This is a genomic window from Streptomyces sp. AN091965, from assembly GCF_022698285.1.
Classification (GTDB): domain Bacteria; phylum Actinomycetota; class Actinomycetes; order Streptomycetales; family Streptomycetaceae; genus Streptomyces.
Genome location: NZ_JALDMY010000001.1, coordinates 3,343,239 through 3,368,031 on the forward strand (window position 1 = coordinate 3,343,239; position 24,793 = coordinate 3,368,031).

At 71.0% G+C, this 24,793-nt stretch carries 25 protein-coding genes; 12 read left to right on the top strand and 13 right to left on the bottom strand.

Annotated elements, in window-relative coordinates; translation table 11 throughout:
* Positions 1-17: 17 nt before the first annotated feature.
* The 6 genes from MQV74_RS14095 to MQV74_RS14120 all read right to left on the bottom strand — a co-directional run bounded on the left by MQV74_RS14095 (position 18) and on the right by MQV74_RS14120 (position 4,727).
* A complete protein-coding gene (locus MQV74_RS14095) occupies positions 18-755 on the bottom strand; it encodes a TerD family protein (RefSeq protein ID WP_242717583.1) in 738 nt (245 codons plus the stop codon).
* Positions 756-989: 234 nt separating this feature from the next.
* On the bottom strand, positions 990-2,135 hold the full coding sequence (locus tag MQV74_RS14100) for a DUF475 domain-containing protein (protein ID WP_242717585.1): 1,146 nt from the start codon (positions 2,133-2,135) through the stop codon (positions 990-992).
* 127 nt (positions 2,136-2,262) lie between these two features.
* Entirely contained in the window at positions 2,263-2,838 is a 576-nt protein-coding gene (locus MQV74_RS14105; RefSeq protein ID WP_138959517.1) for a TerD family protein, read from the bottom strand.
* A 112-nt stretch (positions 2,839-2,950) separates the two neighbouring features.
* Entirely contained in the window at positions 2,951-3,526 is a 576-nt protein-coding gene (locus tag MQV74_RS14110) for a TerD family protein (protein ID WP_138959518.1), read from the bottom strand.
* Between the two features lie 149 nt (positions 3,527-3,675).
* Complete coding sequence (locus MQV74_RS14115; protein WP_242717586.1) at positions 3,676-4,143, bottom strand: peroxiredoxin; 468 nt, start codon at positions 4,141-4,143, stop codon at positions 3,676-3,678.
* A gap of 152 nt (positions 4,144-4,295) precedes the next feature.
* A complete protein-coding gene (locus MQV74_RS14120; RefSeq protein ID WP_058845858.1) occupies positions 4,296-4,727 on the bottom strand; it encodes a DUF3052 domain-containing protein in 432 nt (143 codons plus the stop codon).
* A 432-nt stretch (positions 4,728-5,159) separates the two neighbouring features.
* Here MQV74_RS14120 and aceE point away from each other — a divergent pair, with 432 nt between their 5' ends.
* Both aceE and MQV74_RS14130 read left to right on the top strand, forming a co-directional pair.
* Positions 5,160-7,907: a pyruvate dehydrogenase (acetyl-transferring), homodimeric type gene (aceE, locus tag MQV74_RS14125; RefSeq protein ID WP_242717588.1), complete on the top strand. Its 2,748-nt coding sequence runs from the start codon at positions 5,160-5,162 to the stop codon at positions 7,905-7,907.
* A gap of 121 nt (positions 7,908-8,028) precedes the next feature.
* The gene (locus MQV74_RS14130; RefSeq protein WP_242728673.1) at positions 8,029-8,826 is read left to right on the top strand and encodes a potassium channel family protein; all 798 of its coding nucleotides are present in this window, start codon (positions 8,029-8,031) and stop codon (positions 8,824-8,826) included.
* Between the two features lie 33 nt (positions 8,827-8,859).
* On the opposite strand, the gene MQV74_RS14135 is transcribed toward MQV74_RS14130, so the two are convergent.
* Positions 8,860-9,288, bottom strand: coding sequence for a peptidase inhibitor family I36 protein (locus tag MQV74_RS14135; RefSeq protein WP_242717590.1), 429 nt, complete (start codon positions 9,286-9,288; stop codon positions 8,860-8,862).
* Positions 9,289-9,577: 289 nt separating this feature from the next.
* Positions 9,578-11,197 carry an MFS transporter gene (locus tag MQV74_RS14140; protein ID WP_242717592.1) on the bottom strand — a complete coding sequence of 540 codons (1,620 nt, stop codon included), beginning with the start codon at positions 11,195-11,197 and terminating at the stop codon, positions 9,578-9,580.
* Between the two features lie 127 nt (positions 11,198-11,324).
* Here MQV74_RS14140 and MQV74_RS14145 point away from each other — a divergent pair, with 127 nt between their 5' ends.
* The 3 genes from MQV74_RS14145 to MQV74_RS14155 all read left to right on the top strand — a co-directional run bounded on the left by MQV74_RS14145 (position 11,325) and on the right by MQV74_RS14155 (position 14,400).
* Positions 11,325-11,954 carry a TetR/AcrR family transcriptional regulator gene (locus MQV74_RS14145; protein WP_242717594.1) on the top strand — a complete coding sequence of 210 codons (630 nt, stop codon included), beginning with the start codon at positions 11,325-11,327 and terminating at the stop codon, positions 11,952-11,954.
* A gap of 289 nt (positions 11,955-12,243) precedes the next feature.
* Positions 12,244-13,455 carry an alpha/beta hydrolase gene (locus MQV74_RS14150; protein WP_242717596.1) on the top strand — a complete coding sequence of 404 codons (1,212 nt, stop codon included), beginning with the start codon at positions 12,244-12,246 and terminating at the stop codon, positions 13,453-13,455.
* Between the two features lie 75 nt (positions 13,456-13,530).
* Positions 13,531-14,400, top strand: a complete 870-nt coding sequence (locus MQV74_RS14155) for a DUF4429 domain-containing protein (RefSeq protein ID WP_242717598.1) — start codon at positions 13,531-13,533, stop codon at positions 14,398-14,400.
* A gap of 26 nt (positions 14,401-14,426) precedes the next feature.
* Here MQV74_RS14155 and MQV74_RS14160 read toward each other — a convergent pair whose 3' ends face one another.
* A complete protein-coding gene (locus MQV74_RS14160) occupies positions 14,427-14,867 on the bottom strand; it encodes a MerR family transcriptional regulator (protein WP_242717600.1) in 441 nt (146 codons plus the stop codon).
* A 111-nt stretch (positions 14,868-14,978) separates the two neighbouring features.
* Between MQV74_RS14160 and MQV74_RS14165 the strand changes: the two genes are divergently transcribed.
* Positions 14,979-15,794: a serine hydrolase domain-containing protein gene (locus MQV74_RS14165; RefSeq protein WP_242717602.1), complete on the top strand. Its 816-nt coding sequence runs from the start codon at positions 14,979-14,981 to the stop codon at positions 15,792-15,794.
* A gap of 113 nt (positions 15,795-15,907) precedes the next feature.
* Here the strand turns inward: MQV74_RS14165 and MQV74_RS14170 are convergent, their stop codons facing one another.
* On the bottom strand, positions 15,908-16,564 hold the full coding sequence (locus MQV74_RS14170) for a pirin family protein (protein ID WP_242717604.1): 657 nt from the start codon (positions 16,562-16,564) through the stop codon (positions 15,908-15,910).
* A gap of 59 nt (positions 16,565-16,623) precedes the next feature.
* Between MQV74_RS14170 and MQV74_RS14175 the strand changes: the two genes are divergently transcribed.
* The 5 genes from MQV74_RS14175 (at position 16,624) to fabF (ending at position 21,606) form a co-directional block, all read left to right on the top strand.
* Entirely contained in the window at positions 16,624-17,859 is a 1,236-nt protein-coding gene (locus MQV74_RS14175; RefSeq protein ID WP_374120617.1) for a PucR family transcriptional regulator, read from the top strand.
* A gap of 89 nt (positions 17,860-17,948) precedes the next feature.
* On the top strand, positions 17,949-18,887 hold the full coding sequence (locus MQV74_RS14180; RefSeq protein ID WP_242717606.1) for an ACP S-malonyltransferase: 939 nt from the start codon (positions 17,949-17,951) through the stop codon (positions 18,885-18,887).
* A gap of 15 nt (positions 18,888-18,902) precedes the next feature.
* Positions 18,903-19,934 carry a ketoacyl-ACP synthase III gene (locus tag MQV74_RS14185; RefSeq protein WP_242717608.1) on the top strand — a complete coding sequence of 344 codons (1,032 nt, stop codon included), beginning with the start codon at positions 18,903-18,905 and terminating at the stop codon, positions 19,932-19,934.
* Between the two features lie 71 nt (positions 19,935-20,005).
* Positions 20,006-20,254, top strand: a complete 249-nt coding sequence (locus MQV74_RS14190; protein WP_030358543.1) for an acyl carrier protein — start codon at positions 20,006-20,008, stop codon at positions 20,252-20,254.
* A gap of 89 nt (positions 20,255-20,343) precedes the next feature.
* On the top strand, positions 20,344-21,606 hold the full coding sequence (gene fabF / locus MQV74_RS14195) for a beta-ketoacyl-ACP synthase II (protein ID WP_242717610.1): 1,263 nt from the start codon (positions 20,344-20,346) through the stop codon (positions 21,604-21,606).
* 80 nt (positions 21,607-21,686) lie between these two features.
* Here the strand turns inward: fabF and MQV74_RS14200 are convergent, their stop codons facing one another.
* The gene (locus tag MQV74_RS14200) at positions 21,687-22,181 is read right to left on the bottom strand and encodes a DUF3145 domain-containing protein (protein ID WP_242717612.1); all 495 of its coding nucleotides are present in this window, start codon (positions 22,179-22,181) and stop codon (positions 21,687-21,689) included.
* A gap of 380 nt (positions 22,182-22,561) precedes the next feature.
* On the opposite strand from MQV74_RS14200, the gene MQV74_RS14205 reads away from it, so the two are divergent.
* Positions 22,562-23,467, top strand: a complete 906-nt coding sequence (locus tag MQV74_RS14205) for an SGNH/GDSL hydrolase family protein (RefSeq protein WP_242717614.1) — start codon at positions 22,562-22,564, stop codon at positions 23,465-23,467.
* A 4-nt stretch (positions 23,468-23,471) separates the two neighbouring features.
* Here MQV74_RS14205 and MQV74_RS14210 read toward each other — a convergent pair whose 3' ends face one another.
* On the bottom strand, positions 23,472-24,320 hold the full coding sequence (locus MQV74_RS14210; protein WP_242717622.1) for an SDR family oxidoreductase: 849 nt from the start codon (positions 24,318-24,320) through the stop codon (positions 23,472-23,474).
* Between the two features lie 77 nt (positions 24,321-24,397).
* A complete protein-coding gene (locus MQV74_RS14215) occupies positions 24,398-24,775 on the bottom strand; it encodes a RidA family protein (RefSeq protein ID WP_242717624.1) in 378 nt (125 codons plus the stop codon).
* Positions 24,776-24,793: the final 18 nt, after the last annotated feature.

Genomic DNA, 24,793 nt, shown 5'->3' on the forward strand with positions numbered 1-24,793 from the left:
CGGGGCGCGGCGGCGGCTCAGCCGACCGTGGACTTGTAGCCGCGGCCCCACTGCAGGCCCCAGCCGTAGAGCCGGTCGAGCTCGGCCTGGAAGCCGTAGACGAACTTCACCTCGCGGCGCACGATCAGCTCGTCCTTGATGTTCTCCAGGAGGACCACCGCGCACGAGCGGGCCTGCGGCTGGCGCTCGTCCAGGTCGATCTCGATCCGCGGGCCGTTGCTGGGGTAGAGCGTGACCTTGGCGTGGGTGCGGTCGAACGCCGGGGTCTGGTCGTAGATGTAGACGAACACCAGGAGCCGCTTGATGGACTCCCGGTGGTCGAGGTTGACGTACAGCGTCTCGCCCGTGCCCGAACCGAACCGGTCGTCGCCGCTGCCCTTCACATAGGGCGGCGAGTTGATGCTCCCGAAGAAGTTGCCGAGCGGCTGCACCACGCCCTTGGCGCCGTCCGCCAGCTCGTACAGACAGCCGAGGTCGAGGTCCACATTGACCATGCTCTGGGTGTGCGCCTGGACCTCTTCGGGCTGGAACAGCTTGAAGGGGTGGCGCAGCAGGCCGCCGCCGCGCTTCTTGCCGATGAGGTCGGACGTCCGCATCTGCCAGGACAGGTTGACGCGGAGGTTGCCCGTGGCCGCGCCCTGTTTGGTGAGCGAGACCATCGGATGCCGCTTGGTCAGCTCGATGGCGTTCGTCGCGGCCGCGCCCGCCGCGAAGTCCATCGCCCGACCGGGCCGCAGACCGTCGAAGAAGCCCATGCCTACCCCCACTCGATGCCCCGGTCACCGTCCGCCCGCGCCCCCGGGGCGGCCGGGGAGCCGCGCCCCAACTGCGGCCCCGAACAAGAGAATTCCTCGCCGGAGCCGGTGTCACACGTCCCGTCCAGTGATCCGGATCTCACCGTACGGCAGCGCCCGGACGCCACTGGCGGCGCCCCCGTGCCGGGGACGCCGCCAGTGCGGTGCTCGTGGCCGGGCCGGGGCCCGGGGCGGTCAGACGCCTGAGGAGACCTCTGCCTTCTCGTCCGAGCCCGACTGTCCCTCGGCCGCCGCCAGCGCCTTGTTGCGGCGCACGGACGACCAGAAGGAGGCGCCGATGAGGATGACGCCGATGGAGCCGGTGATGAGCTCGTGGATCTCGAACTGGATCGTGACGAGCAGGACCGCGGCGAGCGCGCCGATGGCGTAGTGCGCGCCGTGCTCCAGGTAGACGTAGTCGTCGAGGGTGCCCTGGCGGACCAGGTAGACCGTGAGCGACCGGACGTACATCGCGCCGATGCCGAGGCCGAGCGCCATCAGGACGATGTCGTTGGTGACCGCGAAGGCGCCGATGACGCCGTCGAAGGAGAACGACGCGTCCAGGACCTCAAGGTAGAGGAACATGAAGAACGCGGCCTTGCCGGCGAGCTGGATCACCGAGACCTGCTTGCCCTTGGCCTTGGCCTCCTCCTCGGCCTCGTGCTCGCGCTCCTCCTCTTCCTCCAGCTTGTCCTCGAAGTAGCTGGAGAGACCGCCCACGATGAGATAGGTGATCAGACCCGCCACACCGGAGATCAGGACCGTTTCCGCCTTGTCGGCGTGGGTGCCGCCGTGCTGGTGCGCGTTCTTGGCGAAGGTCATCGCGGAGACGAGCAGCACGACGAGCGCGATGCAGACCGACAGCATGTCGACCTTGCCGAGCTTGGCGAGCGGGCGCTCCAGCCAGCCGAGCCACTTGATGTCGCGGTCCTCGAAGACGAAGTCGAGGAAGATCATCAGCAGGAACATGCCACCGAAGGCGGCGATGGACGGGTGCGCGTCCGTGACCAGCTGCTGGTACTGGTCCTTGTCGTTGAGCGCGAGCTTGACCGCTTCGATCGGGCCCATGCTCGCGCTGACGGCAACGATCACGACCGGGAAGACGAGGCGCATGCCGAAGACGGCGATGAGAATGCCGATGGTGAGGAAGATCTTCTGCCAGAAGGCATTCATCTTCTTCAGGATCCCGGCGTTGACCACCGCGTTGTCGAAGGACAGCGAGATCTCGAGGATGGACAGGATCGCCACGATCCCGAACGCCGTCCACCCCCCAAAGAGCACCGCTGCGACCAAGCCGAGCGCAGTGACTGCGAACGACCAGCCGAAGGTTTTCAGAACCACTGGCTACCCCATCGTGTGTGTACGGGTCTCCCCCGCGCCGTCCCCGGCCGCTTGCGCTTCCGGGGACTTCCCGGGAACCCCTGCGAGCCGACCGCGTCAGCTGTTTGGGGAGCCCGGGCAGAGTCCTTTAGGAAACATTGACTCCGAAGTCTAGAGCGATGCCCCGCAGACCGGACGCGTACCCCTGACCGACGGCGCGGAACTTCCATTCGCCGCCGTAGCGGTACACCTCACCGAAGATCATCGCGGTCTCCGTGGAGGCGTCCTCGGAGAGGTCGTAGCGGGCGAGCTCCTGGCCGTCCGCCTGGTTGACCACACGGATGAACGCGTTGCTGACTTGGCCGAATGTCTGTCCCCGGTTGTCCGCCTCGTGGATCGAGACCGGGAAGACGATCTTGTCGCAGTGGGCCGGGACCTTGGACAGGTCCACGAGCAGCGACTCGTCGTCCCCGTCGCCCTCGCCCGTGAGGTTGTCACCGGTGTGCTCGACGGAGCCGTCCGGGCTCTTCAGGTTGTTGTAGAAGACGAACCACTCGTCGCCCAGGACCCGGCCCGACTGGCACAGCAGGGCACTGGCGTCGAGGTCGAAGGGGGCTCCGGTGGTGGAGCGAGCGTCCCAGCCGAGTCCGACCATCACCTGGGTGAGGTCGGGTGCGGCCTTGGACAGGGAGACGTTGCCTCCCTTGGCGAGTGTGACGCCCATGATCGTGTCCTCCCCGGGGTGGTGCCTGCCGTTGGGCTGTCGTGCTGAGCGCGTCCGGCGCCGCACTCGGGAGTGCGGCGCCGGACGGCTCGGTTCTTGCGGACTGCTCGGCTCAGACGTTGACGCCGAAGTCCTGCGCGATGCCGCGCAGGCCCGAGGCGTAGCCCTGGCCGACGGCGCGGAACTTCCACTCCGCGCCGTGGCGGTAGAGCTCGCCGAAGACCATGGCCGTCTCCGTGGAGGCGTCCTCGGAGAGGTCGTAGCGGGCGATCTCCGCCTCCCCCGCCTGGTTCACCACGCGGATGAACGCGTTGCGGACCTGGCCGAAGGACTGCTGGCGGTTCTCGGCGTCGTAGATGGAGACCGGGAAGACGATCTTCTCGACGTCGGCCGGGACGGCCACGAGGTTGACCTTGATCTGCTCGTCGTCGCCCTCGCCCTCACCGGTGATGTTGTCACCGGTGTGCTCGACGGAGCCGTCCGGGCTCTTCAGGTTGTTGAAGAACACGAAGTTCTGGTCGCTGGTGACCTTGCCCTCCGCGTTCGTCAGGATGGCGCTGGCGTCCAGGTCGAAGTCCGTACCGGTGGTGGTACGGACGTCCCAGCCGAGGCCGATCGTGACCGCGGTCAGACCAGGCGCCTCCTTGCTCAGCGATACGTTGCCGCCCTTGCTGAGGCTGACTCCCACGAGTCCTCCCAAATAGTGTCCAGGGGCGGGGAGCCCCAGTCGTGCTTGCCATCGGATCAACGTCTGGATCCTAGTGAGCGGTTCCCGCCCGCCACAGGCTCCGCACCCGAAGAATCCCAGGGTGTCGCCCCTAGGGGGCGACCGCCGCCTCAGCGGCCGCCGAGACCCTCGAGGGCCTTGACGTACTCGTTCAGGTCGCGGGCGTCGGGCAGGCCGTTCACGACGGTCCAGCGCACCACGCCGTCCTTGTCGATGATGAAGGTGCCGCGCACCGCGCAACCCTTGTCCTCGTCGAGGACGCCGTAGGCCCGGGACACCTCGCCGTGCGGCCAGAAGTCGGAGAGCAGGGGGTATTCGAGCCCCTCCTGCTCCGCGAAGACCCGCAGGGTGTGGATCGAGTCGTTGGAGACGGCGAGCAGCTGCGTGTCGTCGTTGACGAACGTGGGCAGCTCGTCGCGCAGCGCGCACAGCTCGCCGGTGCACACGCCGGTGAAGGCGAACGGATAGAACAGCAGCACGACGTTCTTGCGTCCCCGGAAGTCCGCCAGCCGCACGGTCCGCCCGTGGTTGTCCTTGAGCTCGAACTCCGGAGCCGTCTCGCCGACCGCAACCGTCACGAGAACCCACTTCCCTTCGGGTACGCCATTGGGGCGTCCCCCAGCCTACGGCGGGCCCCCGGGCCCGGAGCGGGGAGGGGGGCGGGTGGCGGAACACGTGAGGCCCCCGACGGGCGGGACCGTCGGGGGCCGTGCGGTGGGCCTGTGGCCGGCTACCTCTTCTTGGCGGCACCCTTGGGCGTGCTGAGCCGACTGCCGTTCCAGTCCTTGCCCGCGTTGATGCTCTTGGTCTGGGACAGACCCGCCGTGGTGGATGCCTCACCGATCTCGCTGGGCTCGACGTAGCCGTCCCTGCCCGTCTTCGGTGTGAGGAGCAGGATCGAGCCGCCCTCCTCCATGTACGCGATGGCATCCACCAGCGCATCAGTCAGGTCCCCGTCGTCCTCACGGAACCAGAGCACCACGGCATCAGCCACGTCGTCGTATTCCTCGTCGACGAGCTCCGTGCCGGTAGCCTGCTCGATGGCCTCGCGGAGCTCCTGGTCGACGTCGTCGTCGTAGCCGATCTCCTGGACCACCATGTCGGGCTGGAAACCCAGCCTTACGGCAAGGTTCGTCTCCGCGTGGTCCGCGGTCGCGCTCACGGATTGCCTCCTGATCATGTTTTGGGAATGCCTTCAGCCACGCGCGTGCGCGGGGCATTGGCCGTAGTCCACACGGGCGGGACGGATCGCGCAAGTACCCGGCCGTCGAGACCGCCGAAACGGTGACGTTCCCGGCCGTGTCACCGCAACTCCCGCCACATCCGTCGGGCCCGTACGGGGCCGCACGGCCCTTAGGCAGGATGGGCGTATCGTTGCGATTTGACCGAGCCTACCCCAGGGTCACCAGTCAGCATCCCGGTTACCCCCCAGTAAAGATGACGTATCCACCACCGGGGTACACGATGGTGAACGTCGTACGAGCCGGTACGGCACACCCAGCACACGCACAGCGCAATGCAGAGTTCAGAGCAGAGTCAAGGCAGAGCACGAATCCGATCGCGTGCATGCGCGACAACACAGCGAAGGAACAGCGTGGCTTCCGGATCCGATCGCAACCCGATCATCATTGGCGGTCTGCCCAGCCAGGTCCCGGACTTCGACCCCGAAGAGACCCAGGAATGGCTCGACTCCCTCGACGCCGCCGTCGACGAGCGCGGCCGGGAGCGGGCCCGCTATCTGATGCTCCGGCTGATCGAACGCGCACGTGAGAAGCGCGTCGCCGTGCCCGAGATGCGCAGCACGGACTACGTCAACACCATCGCGACCAAGGACGAGCCGTTCTTCCCCGGCAACGAGGAGATCGAGCGGAAGATCCTCAACGCGACCCGCTGGAACGCCGCGGTGATGGTCTCGCGCGCCCAGCGCCCCGGCATCGGCGTGGGCGGCCACATCGCCACCTTCGCCTCCTCCGCCTCGCTCTACGACGTGGGCTTCAACCACTTCTTCCGCGGCAAGGACGAGGGCGACGGCGGCGACCAGATCTTCTTCCAGGGGCACGCGTCGCCGGGCATCTACGCCCGCGCCTTCCTGCTCGACCGGCTGAGCGAACAGCAGCTCGACGCCTTCCGGCAGGAGAAGTCCAAGGAGCCCTACGGCCTCTCCTCCTATCCGCATCCGCGGCTGATGCCGGACTTCTGGGAGTTCCCGACGGTTTCCATGGGTCTCGGGCCGCTCGGCGCGATCTTCCAGGCGCGCATGAATCGTTATATGGAGGCGCGCGACATCGCCGACACGGCGAAGTCGCACGTCTGGGCCTTCCTCGGCGACGGCGAGATGGACGAGCCCGAGTCGCTCGGCCAGCTCTCGCTGGCCGCACGCGAGGGCCTGGACAACCTCACGTTCGTCGTGAACTGCAACCTCCAGCGCCTCGACGGCCCCGTGCGCGGCAACGGCAAGATCATCCAGGAGCTGGAGTCGATCTTCCGGGGCGCGGGCTGGAACGTCATCAAGCTGGTGTGGGACCGCAGCTGGGACCCGCTGCTCGCCCAGGACCGCGACGGCGTCCTGGTCAACAAGATGAACACCACCCCGGACGGGCAGTTCCAGACGTACGCCACGGAGACCGGCGCGTACATCCGCGACCACTTCTTCGGCGAGGACCAGCGGCTGCGCGCCATGGTCGAGAACATGACCGACGACCAGGTCCTGCACCTGGGCCGCGGCGGTCACGACCACCGGAAGATCTTCGCGGCGTTCTCCGCGGCCAAGGCGCACAAGGGCCAGCCGACGGTGATCCTGGCCAAGACGATCAAGGGCTGGACGCTGGGTCCGAACTTCGAGGGCCGCAACGCCACGCACCAGATGAAGAAGCTGACCGTGGACGACCTCAAGGGCTTCCGGGACCGGCTGCACCTGCCGATCACCGACAAGCAGCTGGAGGACGGCGCGCCGCCCTACTACCACCCGGGCCGCGACTCCGAAGAGATCCAGTACATGCACGACCGCCGCAAGGGCCTGGGCGGCTACGTCCCGACCCGGGTCGTGCGCGCCAAGCCGCTGCAGCTGCCGGAAGACAAGACGTACGCGTCCGTGAAGAAGGGCTCCGGCCAGCAGTCCATCGCCACCACCATGGCGTTCGTACGGCTGCTCAAGGATCTGATGCGGGACAAGGAGATCGGCAAGCGCTTCGTGCTGATCGCGCCGGACGAGTACCGCACCTTCGGCATGGACTCCTTCTTCCCGAGCGCGAAGATCTACAACCCGCTCGGCCAGCAGTACGAGGCCGTGGACCGCGAGCTCCTGCTCGCGTACAAGGAGTCGCCGACCGGCCAGATGCTGCACGACGGCATCTCCGAGGCGGGCTGCACGGCGTCCCTGATCGCCGCGGGCTCCGCCTACGCGACGCACGGCGAGCCGCTGATCCCGGTGTACGTCTTCTACTCGATGTTCGGTTTCCAGCGGACCGGCGACCAGTTCTGGCAGATGGGCGACCAGCTCTCGCGCGGTTTCGTGCTCGGCGCGACCGCCGGGCGCACGACGCTGACCGGCGAGGGGCTCCAGCACGCCGACGGCCACTCGCAGCTGCTCGCCTCCACCAACCCGGCCTGTGTGGCGTACGACCCGGCGTACGGCTTCGAGATCGCCCACATCGTCAAGGACGGCCTGCGCCGGATGTACGGCGAGACGGCCGACGGCAAGCCGGGCGAGGACATCTTCTACTACCTGACCGTCTACAACGAGCCGATCCAGCACCCGGCCGAGCCGGCGGACGTGGACGTGGAGGGCATCCTCAAGGGCGTCCACCGCCTCAAGTCCGGCGAGCGGGGCGCCATTCCGGCGCAGATCCTCGCCTCGGGCGTCGCGGTGCCGTGGGCCGTCGAGGCGCAGCGCATCCTCGCCGAGGAGTGGAACGTGAAGGCGGACGTCTGGTCCGCGACGTCCTGGAACGAGCTGCGCCGCGAGGCCGTGGAGGTGGAGCGGCACAACCTGCTGCACCCCGAGGAGGAGCAGCGCGTGCCGTACGTGACGCGCAAGCTGTCGGGGGCCGAGGGTCCGTTCGTCGCGGTCTCCGACTGGATGCGCAGCGTCCCGGACCAGATCTCCCGCTGGGTGCCCGGCACCTACCAGTCGCTCGGCGCCGACGGGTTCGGCTTCGCCGACACCCGGGGTGCGGCCCGCCGCTACTTCCACATCGACGCGCAGTCGATCGTGGTCGCGGTCCTCACCGAGCTGGCCCGCGAGGGCAAGGTGGACCGCTCCGCGCTGAAGCAGGCGATCGACCGCTACCAGCTCCTGGACGTGACGGCGGCCGACCCGGGCGCCGCCGGAGGCGACGCGTAACGCGCTCCGGCGCGCCTCTCCACCACCCTCCACCTCCTGCGAACACCTCATCAGTGCGAAGGGCGACGGGCCCGGGGCCCGTCGCCCTTCGGGCTTTTCCTACGATGCGCTCATGGAGGAAATGGCCGAGCGGCAGCCGTCGGCACAGGTCCGCTGGGAGCGCCGCACGCAACGTCCGCTGCTCGCCCTGGCCGTGGCCTTCGCCGTCGCCTACGCCGTACCGATAGTCAGGCCCGAGGCGAACGCGTCCCTGACCGGCGCCTGCACGGCGGTGGAGTGGTTCGTCTGGGGTTCGTTCGCCGCCGACTACCTGGTGCGGCTCTCGCTGGCCGGGCACCGGGGGCACTTCGTCCGCACGCACTGGCTCGACCTGTGTGCCGTGCTCCTGCCGATGATCCAGCCGCTGCGACTCCTTCGGCTCGTCGCGACGCTGCTCCTGGTGGGGCGGCGGGCGCGGATGGCGTCACAGATACGTCTGACCACGTACGTCGTGGGGGCGGTGGTCGGCCTGCTGATGTTCGGCTCGCTCGCGGTGCTGTCCGTGGAGCGGGATTCGCCGGACGGCAACATCAAGACCCTGGGGGACGCCGTGTGGTGGTCCTTCACCACGATGACGACCGTGGGCTACGGCGACCACGCGCCGACCACGGGGCTCGGCCGGGTCCTCGCGGTGGGCCTGATGCTGTCGGGCATCGCGCTGCTCGGTGTGGTCACCGCCAACATCGCGGCCTGGTTCATCGCCCGCTTCGAGAAGGACAACCTGGAGGAGCGGCGCCAGACCGCGGCGATCGAGGCCCTCACGGCGGAGGTGATGGCGCTGCGGGCGCAGGTCGCCGCGCTGTCCGGTGGCCCCGTGCCGCTCCCGGTGTCCGACGAGGAGGCGGCCGCCCCGCCCGTCCCGGGGCCCCGCAGGCCCTGACGTGCCTGTCGGCGGGCCGGGCGGCCGCGCGCCTCAGCGCTCCCAGACCTTGAACGCCCTGATGCGATAGGGCGATTCGGGGGCCCAGGTGCCACCGCCGGGATAGGTGTTGAACTCGGCCGTCTCGGCGCACTCCCGGGACTGGTACGTCGTGACGGGGCGGCCGGTGCGGTTGGCGAGGGCCTGCGCGCTGCCCCCCTCCGGCAGCGCGACGCAGCTCTCGATGTCGACCCCGGCGAGCTCGAACACGTGCCGCTCGCCCTTGAAGCCCGCCTTCTCCCAGAGGCAGAGCTCCCCGGGCCCGCACGCGCCGAGCTTGCCCGGGGGAGCGGCACCGGCCCGTGCCGGGGCTGTGGTGCCCGTCGTGCCCGCGGTGCCCGCGTGGGCGGGGGTGAGGACCGCCGCGGCGAGCGCGGCCGCGGTGAGGGCCGTGAAGGCGGCGGCGGGTTTGGTCGTACGCATGTGTGTGAACCCCCGTGTCGTATCGATCACTTGTCGTCACTCTCCGCCGCGGGTGCCCGGGGCGGGAAGGGGTTTCGGTGGGGCTCACCCGGATAGGCGAAATCCCCCGGGCTGAGCCCGGAGGGGCCTGGCCCCTCACCCTCAGGGGATCTCCCTGAGAACACCCGGCCGCTTCGCCGTGCCGCTGTCGGCTGCCTCTCGCCTGCGGGTGCGTCGTGGCTTGTCGCGCAGTTCCCCGCGCCCCTTCGGGGCGCTGGCCCTTCGGGGCGCTGACCGGCCGGGGCGGCGGCTAGATGTGGCCCGCCCCTCCCCCGCCCGGCTCCGTGTTCGTGCCGCGCTTGGTCAGGAGGGCTACCGCCGCCGCGAGTGCGCCGACCACGCCCGCCACGGCGAACGCGACGCCCAGGCCCGACATGAAGGTGTCGTGGACGACGTCGGTGATGCGGGCGAAGGTGCTCTCGGTCATGCCGGGGGACGTGGCCACCTCCTCGGGCACCGATCCGGTCGAGGCCGCCTTCTCCAGGCCGGGCGGCGGGGTGCCGGGCAGCCCGGCGTCCCGCCAGTTGTCCGCCAGGTCGGAGTCCACGGTGGTGGACATCACCGCGCCGAGGACGGCCGTGCCGAGGCTGCCGCCGACCTGCATGCCCGCCTGCTGGAGGCCGCCCGCGACGCCGGACAGCTCCAACGGCGCGTTGCCCACGATGACTTCGGTGGCGCCGACCAGGACCGGCGCGAGGCCGAGGCCGAGCAGCGCGAACCACAGGGACATCGCGAGGGTGCCGGTGTCCTCCGTCAGGCTCGTCATGCCGAACATCGCGGCGGCGGTGCAGACCATGCCCGCCATGAGCGGCAGGCGCGGTCCCACCCGGGTGATCAGGGCGCCCGCGACCGGCGAGGAGACGATCATCATGGTGGTCAGCGGCAGCAGGTGCAGGCCGCTGTCGACGGGGCTCATGCCGTGCACGTTCTGCAAGTAGAAGGTCACGAAGAACAGGCCGCCGAGGAAGGCGAAGGCCATCAGGACCATCAGGGCCACGCCCGCGGACAGCGCCACCGACCGGAACAGGGCGAGCGGGATCAGCGGCTCCTCGACCCGGGTCTCCCAGAAGGCGAACAGGACGAAGCAGAGGACGGAGCCGCCGAGGAACAGCCACGTCTTCCCGCTGCCCCAGCCCCACGGGTCGCCCGCCTTGATGAGCCCCCAGACCAGGGCGAACATCGCGGCCGAGAGCAGCACGATGCCGAGGGCGTCGAAGGACCGGGGCGCCTTCTCCGCGCGGTGGTCCTTGAGGATCACCAGGCCGAGGACGAGCGCGAGGGCGCCGACGGGCACGTTGATGTAGAAGACCGACTGCCAGCTGACGTGCTCGACGAGCAGGCCGCCGACGATGGGGCCGCCCGCGGTGGAGGCGCCGATGATCATGCCCCAGACGCCGATGGCCATGTTCAGCTTGTCGGCCGGGAAGGTCGCCCGCAGCAGGCCGAGCGCGGCGGGCATGAGGAGCGCGCCGAACAGCCCCTGGAGCACGCGGAAGGCGATGACGAGGGAGACGGTGTCGGACAGGCCGATGGCACCGGACGCGGCGGCGAAGCCCACGACGCCGATGAGGTAGGTCTGGCGGTGGCCGAAGCGGTCACCGAGCTTGCCCGCCGTGATGAGGGCGACGGCGAGCGCGAGCAGATAGCCGTTGGTGATCCACTGGACGTCCGCGAGCGTGGCGTCCAGGTCCTTGGTGATGGCCGGGTTGGCGACCGCGACGATCGTGCCGTCGAGGGCCACCATCATCACGCCGATCCCGACGGAGACCAGGGTCAGCCAGGGATGACCGCGAAGTCCCTTGCCCAGGCCGGAGGTTGAGGACGGATCCGGCGGCTTGTCCGCCGAGCCGATCGGAGTCTGAGTCGTCATGGACCGAGGCTAGTGTCAGCCACTGACACTTGGTAGGGAGCCTCACAAGACAGCCGCTGACGCGGATGCCCGCGCTCCCCGGAGGGCGCCGGTAGGGTGAGCGGAATCCAGGAGAAAAGAGAGCGGCGTGACCAGGCCCGGCTTGCGCGAACTCAAGAAGCGGCGCACCCGTGACGCGCTGCTGCGCGCGGCGCTCGAACTGTTCACCACACAGGGGTTCGAGGAGACGACGGTCGACGAGATCGTCGAGGCCGTCGACGTCTCCCAGCGCACGTTCTTCCGGCACTTCGCGGGCAAGCAGGAGACCGCCTTCGCCGTCCCCGAGATGGTGGAGACCCGCTTCATGCGGGCGCTGCGCGAACGCCCGCCGGGCGAGCCGCCGTTCCTGGCGCTGCGCGGCGCCGTGCTCGACTCCTGGGAGGCCATGAACGAGGCGATGGCCGAGCTGATCCCGGTCGAACTCCACATCCGTACGTACCAGATGATCGAGTCGACGCCCTCGCTGCTCGCCGCCCACCTGCACCGCTCCACCGAACTGGAGGCACGGGCCGCGCACGTGCTCGCCGAACGGGAGGGCCTGGACCCCGCGGATCCGCGACCGCGGGTGGCGACCGCAGCGTTCGGGGGCGTCATGCGGGCGGCCGGGCGGCTGTGGGCCACCGGCGAGGACGTCAGCGTCGCCTCGATCCGCGCGACGACCGAGGAGTACCTCGACCACCTGGGCGCGCTCGCGGAGGACTGGCACCGGGGGCGCTGACCCGTTCCGCGGGCACGGCGGAGCCGTCCCGGAGGCGACCGCCGACGCCGAGCGCGGCCGATCAACACCCCCCGCCGACCGCTACGTTGGGTAGCGGAGCTTGACGCTTCGTGGCGGCTCCCGCCCCCGCTCCCCCTCGCGCCCCATGTGCGCCACACGTACGCCCCTTCGACGGAGTGTGACCATCCGATACGACGTGTGCCCGCTTTGCCACAAATACCCAGCAAGAAACGTGATCTGCCTCACCCCGCGCACGGTGGGCTTCAGCCTTCTCCTAGGGTGTCCCGCAGTGACTTCCTTCGACTCATCCCCCCAACTCAGCATCTGGCGCGCGCTGCTCGCGCTCACCGTCGTGTTCGTCATGCTGGCGACCACCGGGTGGACCGCGGTGCGCCAGAACAGAGGCGACGCGTCGCCGCTCGAAGCCACCCTCGCCGCCTGGGAGCGGGGGCACATCGACGGACGCGAGCTGCCCGACCCCGGTGCGCCCGCCGACCGGCTCGCGCGGTTCTTCGCCTCGCTCACCGCGTACCAGCGCGACCGGCTCGCCGTGCGCTACCCGCTCGCGGTCGGCAACATGAACGGCGCCCCCGTGGCGCTGCGCTACCGCGCGAACCGCATCGCCCTCAAGCAGGCCCGGGTGATCGAGCGGCGGCGCATGCACGACGACCGGCTCTCGCCCGTCGGCAAGCAGGAGGCGGAGCGCAGGATGAAGCGGTTCGGCGTGATGATGCGCCCCGACCGCCAGGTCCTCGCCTTCGACCCGATGGGCTCGGGCCGCATGGCCGAGGTCCTCGGCGACCTCGACCGGGCGAGCCGCGTGTCGGTCATCGTGCCCGGCGTCGACACCGACGTCCTCACCTTCGAGCGGACCCAGCGCAAGTACGCGGCGCCCGTGGGCATGGCCCGGTCCCTCTACCGCGCCGAGCGCAGGACCGACCCCCGCACCCGGACCGCCGTGATCGCGTGGGCCGACTACACCACGCCCGTCGGGCTCGGTGTGGACGCCGCCACCTCCATGCGGGCCGACGACGGCGCCGTCCGCCTCGACTCGCTGGTCCGCGCCCTGCCGGGGCGCACCGGCGTGGCGCTGTACTGCCACAGCTACGGCTCGGTGGTGTGCGGGGTCGCCGCCCGGCGGCTGCCCGACCGGGTCACGGACATCGCGGTCGCGGGCAGCCCCGGGATGCGCGCCGACAACGTGTCAGGGCTCGGCACCCGCGCGCGGGTGTGGGCCGCACGGGACAGCGACGACTGGATCCAGGATGTGCCGCACATGGAAGTCGGCGGGCTCGGCCACGGCGCCGACCCGGTGTCGGGCGGCTTCGGCGCCCGCGTGGTGTCCGCCGACCGCGCCCGGGGCCACACCGGCTATTTCGAGCCGGGCACGGACAGCCTCAGCAACTTCGCCCGGATCGGCGTCGGCGCGTACGACGCCGTGCGCTGCGCCGACGGGGACGCGGGCTGCCACGACGGAATTTCCGGTACGACGGCGGCCTGACGCGCGTAGAAATCGGCGAAACAGCGGCCCGCCGCAGGAGAGACGGAGGAGCGCGTGCCGCATACGATGAGCCGCATGGGTGATGTACTGGCCGGTTTTCACGCCGCCTGGGAGTTCGAGTCCGACTCCGTGCTCATCCGCTTCGAACGGGGGATCCGTACGCCGAAGCTGTTCCAGGCTCTCGGCGAGCGCCGCATCCCCCTTGAGGCGATCGCGGGGGTCACGCTCACACCGGGCAAACGGGGGACGACGGTTCTGCACCTGGTCCCGAGACCAGGTGCCGATCCACTGATGGAGGCAGCGGCGGGACAGCTCAAGGACGGGGCCGACCCGTACCGCCTGGTGCTGCCCGCGGAGCGGGAGACGCTCGCCGAGTACTACGCGGACGAGCTGCGCGCCCTGCTGCCCGCCGAGGACCCGGGAGAGGCGGACCGCTATCTGGTGGCCGCGCCCGAGGCTCCGCTGCAGTTCAAGGCGTACGACGGGAAGGCGTCCTTCGACGGCAAGGCGGTGGCCTTCCGCTGGTTCTGGACCGGCGCGTCGTCGGCCAAGTGGAAGGCCGGGGACCAGAGCTTCGCGGTGACCGACCTCAGCGGAATCGAGTGGCGCTCCCCGGAGGTCTTCGAGGGGCATCTGCGCCTGCTGCGCCGCGAGTCGCCGGTGGCGCAGCCCGCCCAGGCCGACCAGGACCCGGCGGCGGTCGTCTTCGGGCTCGGCTACGGCCCTGTGCACGAGTCACTGCCGTTCGCCGCGTCGGTCCTCGCGGCCGTCAGGGCGTCCGGCCCGGCCCCGGTGGCGCAGAGCGCCGCGGCGGCCCCGGCGGGGCGGCGCGACCCGGCCGACATCGCCGAGCGCATCCGGCACCTGGGCGAGCTGCACCAGGCGGGTCTGCTCACGGACGACGAGTTCACGGCGAAGAAGACGGAGCTGCTCGCCGAGCTGTGAGCGGCCCGTGAGCGGTCCGTGAGCAGTCAGGACCCGCAGGCCCCGGCGGCCGCCTCCGCGCTGACGGCGGCCTCCGACCGCGCCACCGCGTACGACCCGATCTTGTGGTCGAGCACGGCGAGGGTGTCCTGGAGCTCCTCGATGCGCGCGCGGACGTCGCGCCGGGTCTGCTCCAGGAGGTCCTGGCGCTCGGCGAAGGTGTGGTCGCCCGCGCGCACCAGCTCCGCGTAGCGCACCATGTCCGCCACCGGCATGCCGGTGGCGCGCAGCTTGCCGAGGAACGTCAGCCACCGCAGATCGCGGTCGCGGTAGCGGCGCTGGCCGGTGTGGGAGCGGTCGATGTGCGGCATCAGGCCGATCCGCTCGTACCAGCGCAGGGTGTGCGCGCTCAGCCCGGTCTCCGCGGCGACCTCGCTGATCGTGTACTGGCTCTCCGCGAGGGCGGAGCCCGTCTCCATGACCGTCATGGCCCCCACGCTATGGCCTTCGAGCGCACTCGAAGCAAGGGGTTTTCACCCGCTCCTGCGGGCCGACCCCCTGGCTGCCGGCGCGAGGGCACGGCGCTTACGCTCGTACGCATGCAGAGCCTGGAGTTGATCGAGAACTGGCCGGTCCCCACCGCTGCCGCCGCCGTCGTCCGCGCGGACGGCACCGTGGCCGGGAGCCGCGGGCCCACCGCGCACCGCTTCGCCCTGGCCTCGGTCACCAAGCCGCTCGCGGCGTACGCGGCGCTCGTCGCGTACGAGGAGGGCGCCGTCGAGCTCGACGAGCCGGCCGGGCCCGAGGGGTCGACCGTGCGGCACCTGCTCGCGCACACCAGCGGGCTCGCCTTCGACGAGCACCGGGTGATGGCCGCGCCGGGCACGCGGCGGCTGTACTCCAACGCCGGGTTCGAGGTGCTCGGGGACCACATCGCCAAGGCGACGGACATCCCCTTCGCCGACTATCTGCGCCAGGCCGTGCTCGAACCCCTCGGGATGACGTCCACCGGGCTCGCGGGCGGCGGGTCGCCCGCCAAGGACGGGGTGTCGACCGTCGACGACCTCGTACGGTTCGCCGCCGAGGTGCAGGCGCCGCGGCTGCTCGATCCGCGGACCGTGGCGATGGCCATGTCCGTGACGCATCCGGGGCTCAAGGGGGTGCTTCCGGGGTACGGGCACCAGAACCCCAACGACTGGGGGCTCGGCTTCGAGATCCGGGACGGCAAGGCTCCGCACTGGACGGGGGCCTCGTCCTCGCCCCGGACCTTCGGGCACTTCGGGCAGGCGGGAACGTTCCTGTGGGTCGACCCCGACGCGGGGGCCGCGTGTGTGGCCCTCACCGACCGGGCCTTCGGGCCCTGGGCCGTCGAGGCGTGGCCCGTCCTCACGGACGCGGTGCTGGCTGAGCTCTGAGCTTCGGCTGTACGTGGGCGGGGGCGGGGGTGGTGCGCAGTCCGGCGCGGCGGGGTCCGCCCTGTGCCCGCCCGTTCCGCCCCCTGGGCGGACCAGCCGCCCACAGGAACCGGCTAGGGCATTTCCCAGAACAGCAGTTCCGCCGGGGTCTCGTACGCCACGGCCTCCAGGCCCTCTTCCTCCGTGATCCTCGCCGAGTCGCCGGGGCCCAGTTCCTCCTGGCCCAGGGCGACCTCGCCCCGCACCACGTGGACGTACACGTGCGGCGCGGGCGGGATCGCCGTGCGCTCGCCCGGGGCGAGGCGGCGGACGTGCAGGAGGGCGCCCGCCGCGGGCAGGGCGTAGGGGGTGGAGTCGGCGATGCCGGGCACGATCCCGTACGCGGGGTCGCCGCCGGGCTCCAGGGGGGCGAGCCACATCTGGAGGAAGGTCAGGGGGGCGGGGCCCGCGTTGCGCTCCACGTGGCGGACGCCCGCGCCGGCGCTGAGGTGCTGGACGTCGCCGGGCCCGATCAGCGACTCGTGGCCGGTGGAGTCGCGGTGGGTCAGCTCGCCCTCGACCACCCACGTGACGATCTCCGTGTGGCTGTGGGGGTGCTCGTCGAAGCCCGCGCCGGGGGCGAGGCGCTCCTCGTTGCAGGCGAGCATCGCGCCGAAGCGGAGATTGTCGGGCTCGTAGTAGGGCCCGAAGGAGAACGCGTGGTAGGAGTCGATCCCCGCCCCGGGGTCGCCGCCGGGGTACCGCTCGCCGGAGCGCCGCACATCAATCACGTCCCCCACGGTAGACCCGGCCCCGCACGCCGCCGCCCCGATAAGGCAGTCTTGTCCCCGTGCCCGAACCCTCAGCGAACGAAATCCACCAGGACACAGGCGCCACCGCCACGGGTCCGGCCCGCACCGGCCGCGCCCACCCGCACACCGCGACCCTGCGGCGCCTGGAGAAGTCGTCCGGCAGCCTCGCCGCGCAGGCCATCGCGCGCATGGACGAGACGCTGTCCTGGTACCGGGCCATGCCACCGGAGAACCGCTCGTGGATCGGTCTGGTCGCCCAGGCCGGCATCGCCGCGTTCACCGAGTGGTTCCGGCACCCGGACGCCCCGCAGGCGATCTCGACGGACGTCTTCGGGACCGCGCCGCGCGAGCTGACCCGCGCCATCACGCTGCGCCAGACCGTGGAGATGGTGCGGACGACCATCGAGGTCATGGAGTCCGCCATCGACGAGGTGGCCGCGCCCGGCGACGAGGCGGTGCTGCGCGAGGCACTGCTCGTCTACGCCCGCGAGATCGCCTTCGCCACCGCTCAGGTGTACGCCCAGGCCGCCGAGGCACGCGGTGCCTGGGACGCCCGCCTGGAGTCCCTCGTGGTGAACGCCGTGCTGTCCGGCGAGGCCGACGAGGGCGCCGTGTCCCGGGCCGCCGCGCTCGGCTGGAACTCCCCCGACCACGTGTGCGTGGTCCTCGGCACCGCCCCCGACGGCGACAGCGAGCTGACCGTCGAGGCCATCCGCAGGGCCGCCCGGCACGCGAAGCTCCAGGTCCTCACCGGAGTGCTCGGCGCCCGTCTGGTCGTCATCGCGGGCGGCAACGACAACCCCCTGGCCGTGGCCAAGGCCCTGATCGGGCCGTACGCGGCGGGGCCCGTGGTGGCCGGGCCGATCGTGCCCGACCTGCTCGCCGCGACCCGCTCGGCCCAGGCCGCCGCGGCCGGGCTCAAGGCCTGCGCCGCCTGGCAGGACGCTCCCCGTCCGGTGCTCGCGGACGATGTGCTGCCCGAGCGGGCGATGGCGGGCGATCCGGCGGCGCGGGAACAGCTGGTGGAGGAGATCTACAGACCACTGGAGGAAGCGGGCTCCGCGCTCCTGGAGACCCTCAGTGTCTACCTGGAACAGGCGAGCAGCCTGGAGGGTGCGGCGCGGATGCTCTTTGTGCATCCCAACACCGTGCGTTACCGGCTTCGACGTGTGACCGACGTCACCGGATGGTCTCCTTCAGATGTACGCTCCGCCTTCACACTGCGGATCGCACTGATCTTGGGACGCCTGGCCGCTGGCGATCCCCAGTCGTAGGGTTTTGTCGGCCCCCTACAATTCCCCCAGCGGTTCTTCGTCCCTGTCCCCACGGGCGGTTCGTACTGTCCACAAGAGAGAGTGTGAGAGTGCTCGTACTCGTCGCTCCCGGCCAAGGCGCTCAGACGCCCGGCTTCCTGACCCCCTGGCTCGACCTTCCCGGCGCCGCGGACCGCCTCGCCGCCTGGTCGGACGCCATCGGGCTCGACCTCGTCCACTACGGTACGCAGGCGGACGCCGACGCGATCCGTGACACAGCCGTGGCGCAGCCGCTGCTCGTCGCCGCGGGGCTGCTGTCCGCGCGGGCACTGGGTGACATCACCCCGGGCGCCGTCGCGGGGCACAGCGTGGGCGAGATCACCGCGGCCGCGTACACGGGCGTGCTGTCCGAGGACGCCGCGCTCGGCTTCGTCCGCAAGCGGGGCCTGGCCATGGCCGACGCCGCCGCCGTGACGCAGACGGGCATGGCCGCCCTCCTCGGCGGCGACCCCGAGGTGACGCTTCCGCACCTGGAGAAGCTCGGCCTGACCCCGGCGAACGTGAACGGCGCGGGCCAGATCGTGGCCGCAGGCACCGCCGAGCAGCTGGCCGCGCTCGCCGAGGACAAGCCCGAGGGCGTCCGGAAGGTCGTGCCGCTGAAGGTCGCGGGCGCGTTCCACACCCACCACATGGCTCCCGCGGTCGCCGTGCTCGAGGAGGCCGCCCAGGGCCTCGAGGTCGCCGACCCGCGACTCACGTACGTCTCGAACCGGGACGGCCAGGCCGTCGCGAGCGGCACCGAGGTGGTCTCCCGCCTCGTCGGCCAGGTCGCGAACCCGGTCCGCTGGGACCTGTGCATGGACACGTTCCAGGAGCTCGGCGTCACGGCGCTGATCGAGGTGTGCCCCGGTGGCACGCTGACCGGTCTCGCCAAGCGCGCGCTCAAGGGGGTCAAGAACCTGGCCGTGAAGACGCCGGACGACCTCGACGCCGCGCGGGAACTCATCGCCGAGACCGCCGCCTCCGCCGCCGACGCGGCGGGTGCCTGAGAAGGAGCCTGGAGCATGACGAAGATCAAGCCCAGCCAGGGCGCCCCGTACGCGCGCATCATGGGCGTCGGCGGCTACCGCCCGGTCCGGGTGGTGCCCAACGAGGTCATCCTGGAGAAGATCGACTCCTCCGACGAGTGGATCCGCTCCCGCTCCGGCATCGCGACGCGCCACTGGGCATCCCCCGAGGAGACCGTGGCCGCGATGTCCGTCGAGGCCGCGGGCAAGGCCATCGCGGACGCGGGCATCCGGCCCGAGCAGATCGGCGCGGTGATCGTCTCCACCGTCTCACACTTCAAGCAGACCCCGGCGATCGCCACGGAGATCGCGGACAAGCTCGGCACCGGCAAGCCCGCCGCGTTCGACATCTCCGCGGGCTGCGCGGGCTTCGGCTACGGCCTGACCCTCGCCAAGGGCATGATCATCGACGGCTCCGCGGAGTACGCCCTGGTCATCGGCGTGGAGCGGCTGAGCGACCTGACCGACCTCGAGGACCGCAAGACGGCCTTCCTGTTCGGTGACGGCGCGGGCGCGGTCGTCGTGGGCCCCGCCAAGGAGCCCGCGATCGGCCCGACGGTCTGGGGCTCGGAGGGCGACAAGTCCGAGACCATCAAGCAGACCGTGGCCTGGGACGAGTACCGCATCGGCGACGTCACCCAGCTGCCCGTCGACGCCGCCGGCGAGGTCAAGTTCCCCGCGATCACGCAGGAGGGCCAGGCGGTGTTCCGCTGGGCCGTCTTCGAGATGGCGAAGGTCGCCAAGGAGGCGCTCGACGCGGCCGGAATCACCGCGGACGACCTGGACGTCTTCATCCCGCACCAGGCCAACATGCGGATCATCGACTCGATGGTGAAGACTCTGAAACTGCCGGAGCACGTCACGGTCGCCCGTGACGTGGAGACCACCGGCAACACGTCGGCAGCCTCGATTCCGCTCGCGATGGAGCGGCTTCTGGCGACCGGCGAGGCGAAGAGCGGCGACACCGCTCTCGTCATCGGCTTCGGGGCGGGTCTCGTGTACGCCGCCACGGTCGTTACCCTCCCCTAGGCACCCGCTGCGGATCTTCGGATCCGTACGGTTGCCGTCACACCCTCTGGATACACAAGAAGGAGCGCCTCATGGCCGCCACTGAGAAGGAGATCGTCGACGGTCTCGCGGAGATCGTCAACGAGATCGCCGGCATCCCGGTCGAGGACGTCCAGCTGGACAAGTCCTTCACGGACGACCTGGACGTCGACTCGCTGTCCATGGTCGAGGTCGTCGTCGCCGCTGAAGAGCGCTTCGACGTGAAGATCCCGGACGACGACGTCAAGAACCTCAAGACGGTCGGCGACGCCACCAAGTACATCCTCGAGCACCAGGCCTGAGCCTGGCGGCCAGCAGGCTCTGGCCAGCCGCCACCCGGCGGTGGCGCCGCCGCATCCGCATCTGAACCAATCGTGGAGAGAGAAATCCAGTGAACTCGACCAATCGCACCGTGGTCGTCACCGGTATCGGCGCAACCACACCGCTGGGTGGCGACGCAGCCTCGACCTGGGAGGGCCTGCTCGCCGGGCGCTCCGGGGTCAGCCTCCTGGAGCAGGACTGGGCCGAGGACCTGCCGGTCCGCATCGCGGGCCAGATCGCCGTCGAACCGGGCGAGATCATCCCGCGCCCGCAGGCCCGCAAGATGGACCGCTCGGCGCAGTTCGCGCTGATCGCGGCCCAGGAGGCCTGGCAGGACGCGGGCTTCACCGCGAAGGCCGGCGAGGACCCGGGCGTCGACCCCGACCGCCTCGGCGCGGTCATCGCCTCCGGCATCGGCGGCGTGACGACCCTGCTCGACCAGTACGACGTGCTGAAGGAGAAGGGCGTACGCCGCGTCTCCCCGCACACCGTGCCGATGCTGATGCCGAACTCGCCCGCGGCGAACGTCGGCATCGCCCTCGGCGCCCGCGCCGGGGTGCACACCCCGGTCTCGGCCTGCGCCTCGGGCGCGGAGGCCATCGGCTACGCGATCGAGATGATCCGCACCGGCCGCGCCGACGTCGTCGTCGCGGGCGGCACGGAGGCGGCGGTCCACCCGCTGCCGATCGTCGCGTTCGGCAACATGATGGCGATGTCGAAGAACAACGACGACCCGCAGGGCGCCTCCCGCCCCTGGGACGTCGACCGCAACGGCTTCGTGCTCGGCGAGGGCGCGGGCGTGGTCGTGCTCGAGTCCGCGGAGCACGCCAGGGCCCGCGGCGCCAAGGTCTACGTGGAGGCGGTGGGCCAGGGCATCTCGGCCGACGCGCACCACATCACGCAGCCGGAGCCCTCCGGCAGCGGCATCGCACAGGCGCTGCGCCACCTGATCGAGAACAACGACCTCAAGCCGTCCGAGATCGCGCACATCAACGCGCACGCCACCTCGACGCCGCAGGGCGACATCGGTGAGATCAAGGCACTGCGCAAGGCCTTCGGCGACGACGTGGACCACATGGCGATCGCGTCGACGAAGTCGATGACCGGGCATCTGCTCGGTGGCGCGGGCGGCGTGGAGACCGTGGCCACGGTCCTCGCGCTCAAGCACCGCATCGCCCCGCCGACGATCAACATCGAGAACCTCGACCCCGAGGTCGACGCGGACATCATCCGCGGCGAGGCCCGCCCGCTGCCCGAGGGCACGATCGCGGCCCTGAACGACTCGTTCGGCTTCGGCGGCCACAACGTGGTGCTCGCCTTCCGGACGGTCTGACCAGCCGGTAACCGACGCGAAGGGCCCCCACCGAGCGGTGGGGGCCCTTCGCGTCGCGTGCGGTACGCCCGGACGAGGCGTCAGACGACCTGGTGCAGCCAGCGCACCGGCGCGCCCTCGCCCGCGTAGCGGAACGGCTCCAGCTCATCGTCCCAGGGCTTGCCGAGGAGCCTCGCGACCTCGGCCTCCAGATCGCTCTCGCCGCCCTTGGAGCGGGCGAGGGCGGCGCGCAGCCGGTCCTCGGGGATCAGGATGTCGCCGTGGATGCCGGTGACGGCGTGGAAGATGCCGAGCTCGGGCGTGGCGCTGTAGCGCTCGCCCTCGGCCGCGGCGGACGGCTCCGCGGTGACCTCGAAGCGCAGCAGCTGCCAGCCGCGCAGCGCGGAGGCCAGTTTGGAGGCGGTCCCCGCCGCGCCGCGCCAGGAGAACTCGGATCTCCACGTACCGGGCGCCGCGGGCTGCCTGATCCAGTCGAGGCTGACGCGGGCGCCGAGTACCCCGGCGACCGCCCACTCGACGTGCGGGCACAGCGCGCGCGGTGCGGAGTGCACGTACAGAACTCCACGTGTCGTCACCGGGACCTCCAGTGTGGGACGGGACACGCCGTTCCCGGCGGCCCCGAGCCCGTGCCGAGCGGTGTTCCAGCTGTTCCTCGAATTCGAGGAAAGACAAGGAAAGACTGAAAACCGGACAGATGTGACGTGATGTAATTTAGCGGAACCGAAAAAAATCGGTTGCCACTGGGTGGCGAGGCTACCGTGATGTGAGGCAAGGATTGTGACGTACCGTCGGTCCGCATGCCGGGCAACACGGATGTTTCACTCGCTGGGAGGCCCATTGCCCCCCGGCCGGGTGTCCGTCGGCCGTCGCCGGGACATCTCACCATGCGGTGGCACGCAACCTGAAGGGCCCGTACGACGTCCCGTTGGACGACTACGGGACAGAGGGGACGAGTATGCGGAACTCACGGCGCCGCTCCCGGGCCGCCGTCGCCGTCGCGGCGGCGGCTCTGACCGGCATCGCCACGCTCACCGCGTGTGACGCGTCGGGCGGTGACGACGCGGCGCCGAACGGCCCCTCCGCGCAGGACAGAGCGGGCCGCAAGGCCGTGCCGGAGTGGGACGGGAGCCCCCGCTCCCTGGCCGCCGTCGGCGACTCCATCACCCGCGGCTTCGACGCCTGCTCGGTGCTCTCCGACTGTCCCGAGGCGTCCTGGGCGACCGGCAGCGACGGCGAGGTGCGCAGCCTCGCGCAGCGGCTGCTCGGCAAGCAGCGCGCCGCCACGCACAGTTGGAACTACGCCAAGACCGGCGCCCGCATGGCCGATCTGCCCGGACAGATGGAGCAGGCGGCCGCCCGGCGGCCGGAGCTCGTGACCGTGATGGCGGGGGCCAACGACGCCTGCCGGTCCTCCGTCGCCGAGATGACGCCGGTCGCCGAGTTCCGGGCGGACTTCGAGGACGCGATGGCGGCGCTGCGCACCACCCGGCCCAAGGCGCAGGTGTACGTGGCGAGCGTGCCGGACCTCAAGCGGCTGTGGTCCGAGGGCCGCGAGAACCTGCTGGGCAAGCAGGTGTGGAAGCTCGGCATCTGCAAGTCGATGCTCCAGGACGCGGACGCGACGGACCGGGCCGCCACGCAGCGCAGGGAGTCCGTGCAGGAGCGGGTCGTGGCGTACAACACGGTGCTCAAGGAGGTCTGCGCCAAGGACCTGCGGTGCCGGTACGACGGCGGGGCGGTGTTCGACTTCCGCTTCGGTGAGGACCACTTGAGCCACTGGGACTGGTTCCATCCCAGCAAGAGCGGGCAGGCCCGCCTTGCCGAGATGGCGTACCGCACGATCACGTCGCGCCGCCCCTGAGGGGTCAGCGGAAGTCGGCCGCGTGGGCCTCGGCCCACGCGGCGAAGGGGCGGGCGGGGCGGCCCGTGACGCGCCGGACGGTGTCGATCACGGTGCGCCCCTCCGGGGGCGTGTTCTTGTAGACGTCCAGGAGCCAGGCGATCGTGTACTCGTCCTGGCCCTCGGCCCGCATCCGCTCGGCCGCCTCCTCCTCGCTGAGCTCGACGAGTTCGATGTCCCGGCCACGCGCCGAGGCGAGCGCCGACACCTTGTCCCGGACCGTCAGCGCCTGCGGCCCGGTGATCAGGTACGCCTCCCCCGCGTGCCCCTCCTCGGTGAGCGCGACCGCGGCGACGGCGCCGATGTCGCCCTCGTGGACCAGCGCGCTCAGCCGGTCCGCGAAGGGCGCGCGGACGGTGTCCCGGGTGCGCGCCTCCTCCGCCCACTCCAGGGCGTTGGCCATGAACTCGACGGGCATGAGCACGGTCCAGTCGAGGCCTCCGGCGCGCACGGCGTCCTCCAGGGGCGTCGGGCCGCCGCCGTTGAGGACGGTGATGCGCCGCACCCCGGCCTCCCGGGCCAGGCGGACGATCTCGGGACCGGTCTCCAGGGGCGTGAAGGCGGCCCCGCTGAAGGTGATCAGGTGCAGTCCGGTGACGCCGGCGAGGGCGTCCTTGAGGCTCGCCGGGTCGGTGAGGTCGCCGCGGACGGCCTCGACGCCCTCGGGGAAACCGGCCTTCGCCGGGTCGCGGGTCAGCGCGCGGACGTGCTGGCCGCGCTCCAGGAGTTCGCGGACGACCTCGCGGCCGACGGTGCCGGTGGCGCCGGCGACGAGGTGGGTGCGGCGGGCTGCGGAAGCGGTGGTGTGGGTCATGGGGACGACGTTAGGAGGGCTTGCGGTCAGGTTCTGTCCGCAAGGGGAAGGGGTGTCCGCACGCCCGTCCCGGGCTCCTACGGGGTCACCGCCACCACCTCCACCTCGATCCGCGCCTGCGGCCGGAAGAGGCGTGCCACCTGGACCGTCGTGCTGGTGGGCGGCGTACCGGTGAGGTAGGAGCGGCGCACGGCGGCGTAGCCGGGCAGGTCGTCCATGTCGGTCAGGTACGTACGGATGTTGATGATGTCGTCGAGGGTGGCGCCGTACGCGGCGAGGAGGGCGGTGAGGGTCTCGAAGACGCCCCGGCTCTGCTCGGCTATGCCGTCGCCCTCGGCGATCTGGCCGGAGACGTGCAGGAGCGCGTGGCCGTCGGCGAGCGGGACGCGGGCGACCTGGGAGTAGGGGCCGAGGGGCTGGGGCGCGTCGGCGGGGTTGGCCAGGGTGGCGTGCATGGGTGCGGGCTCCGGTCT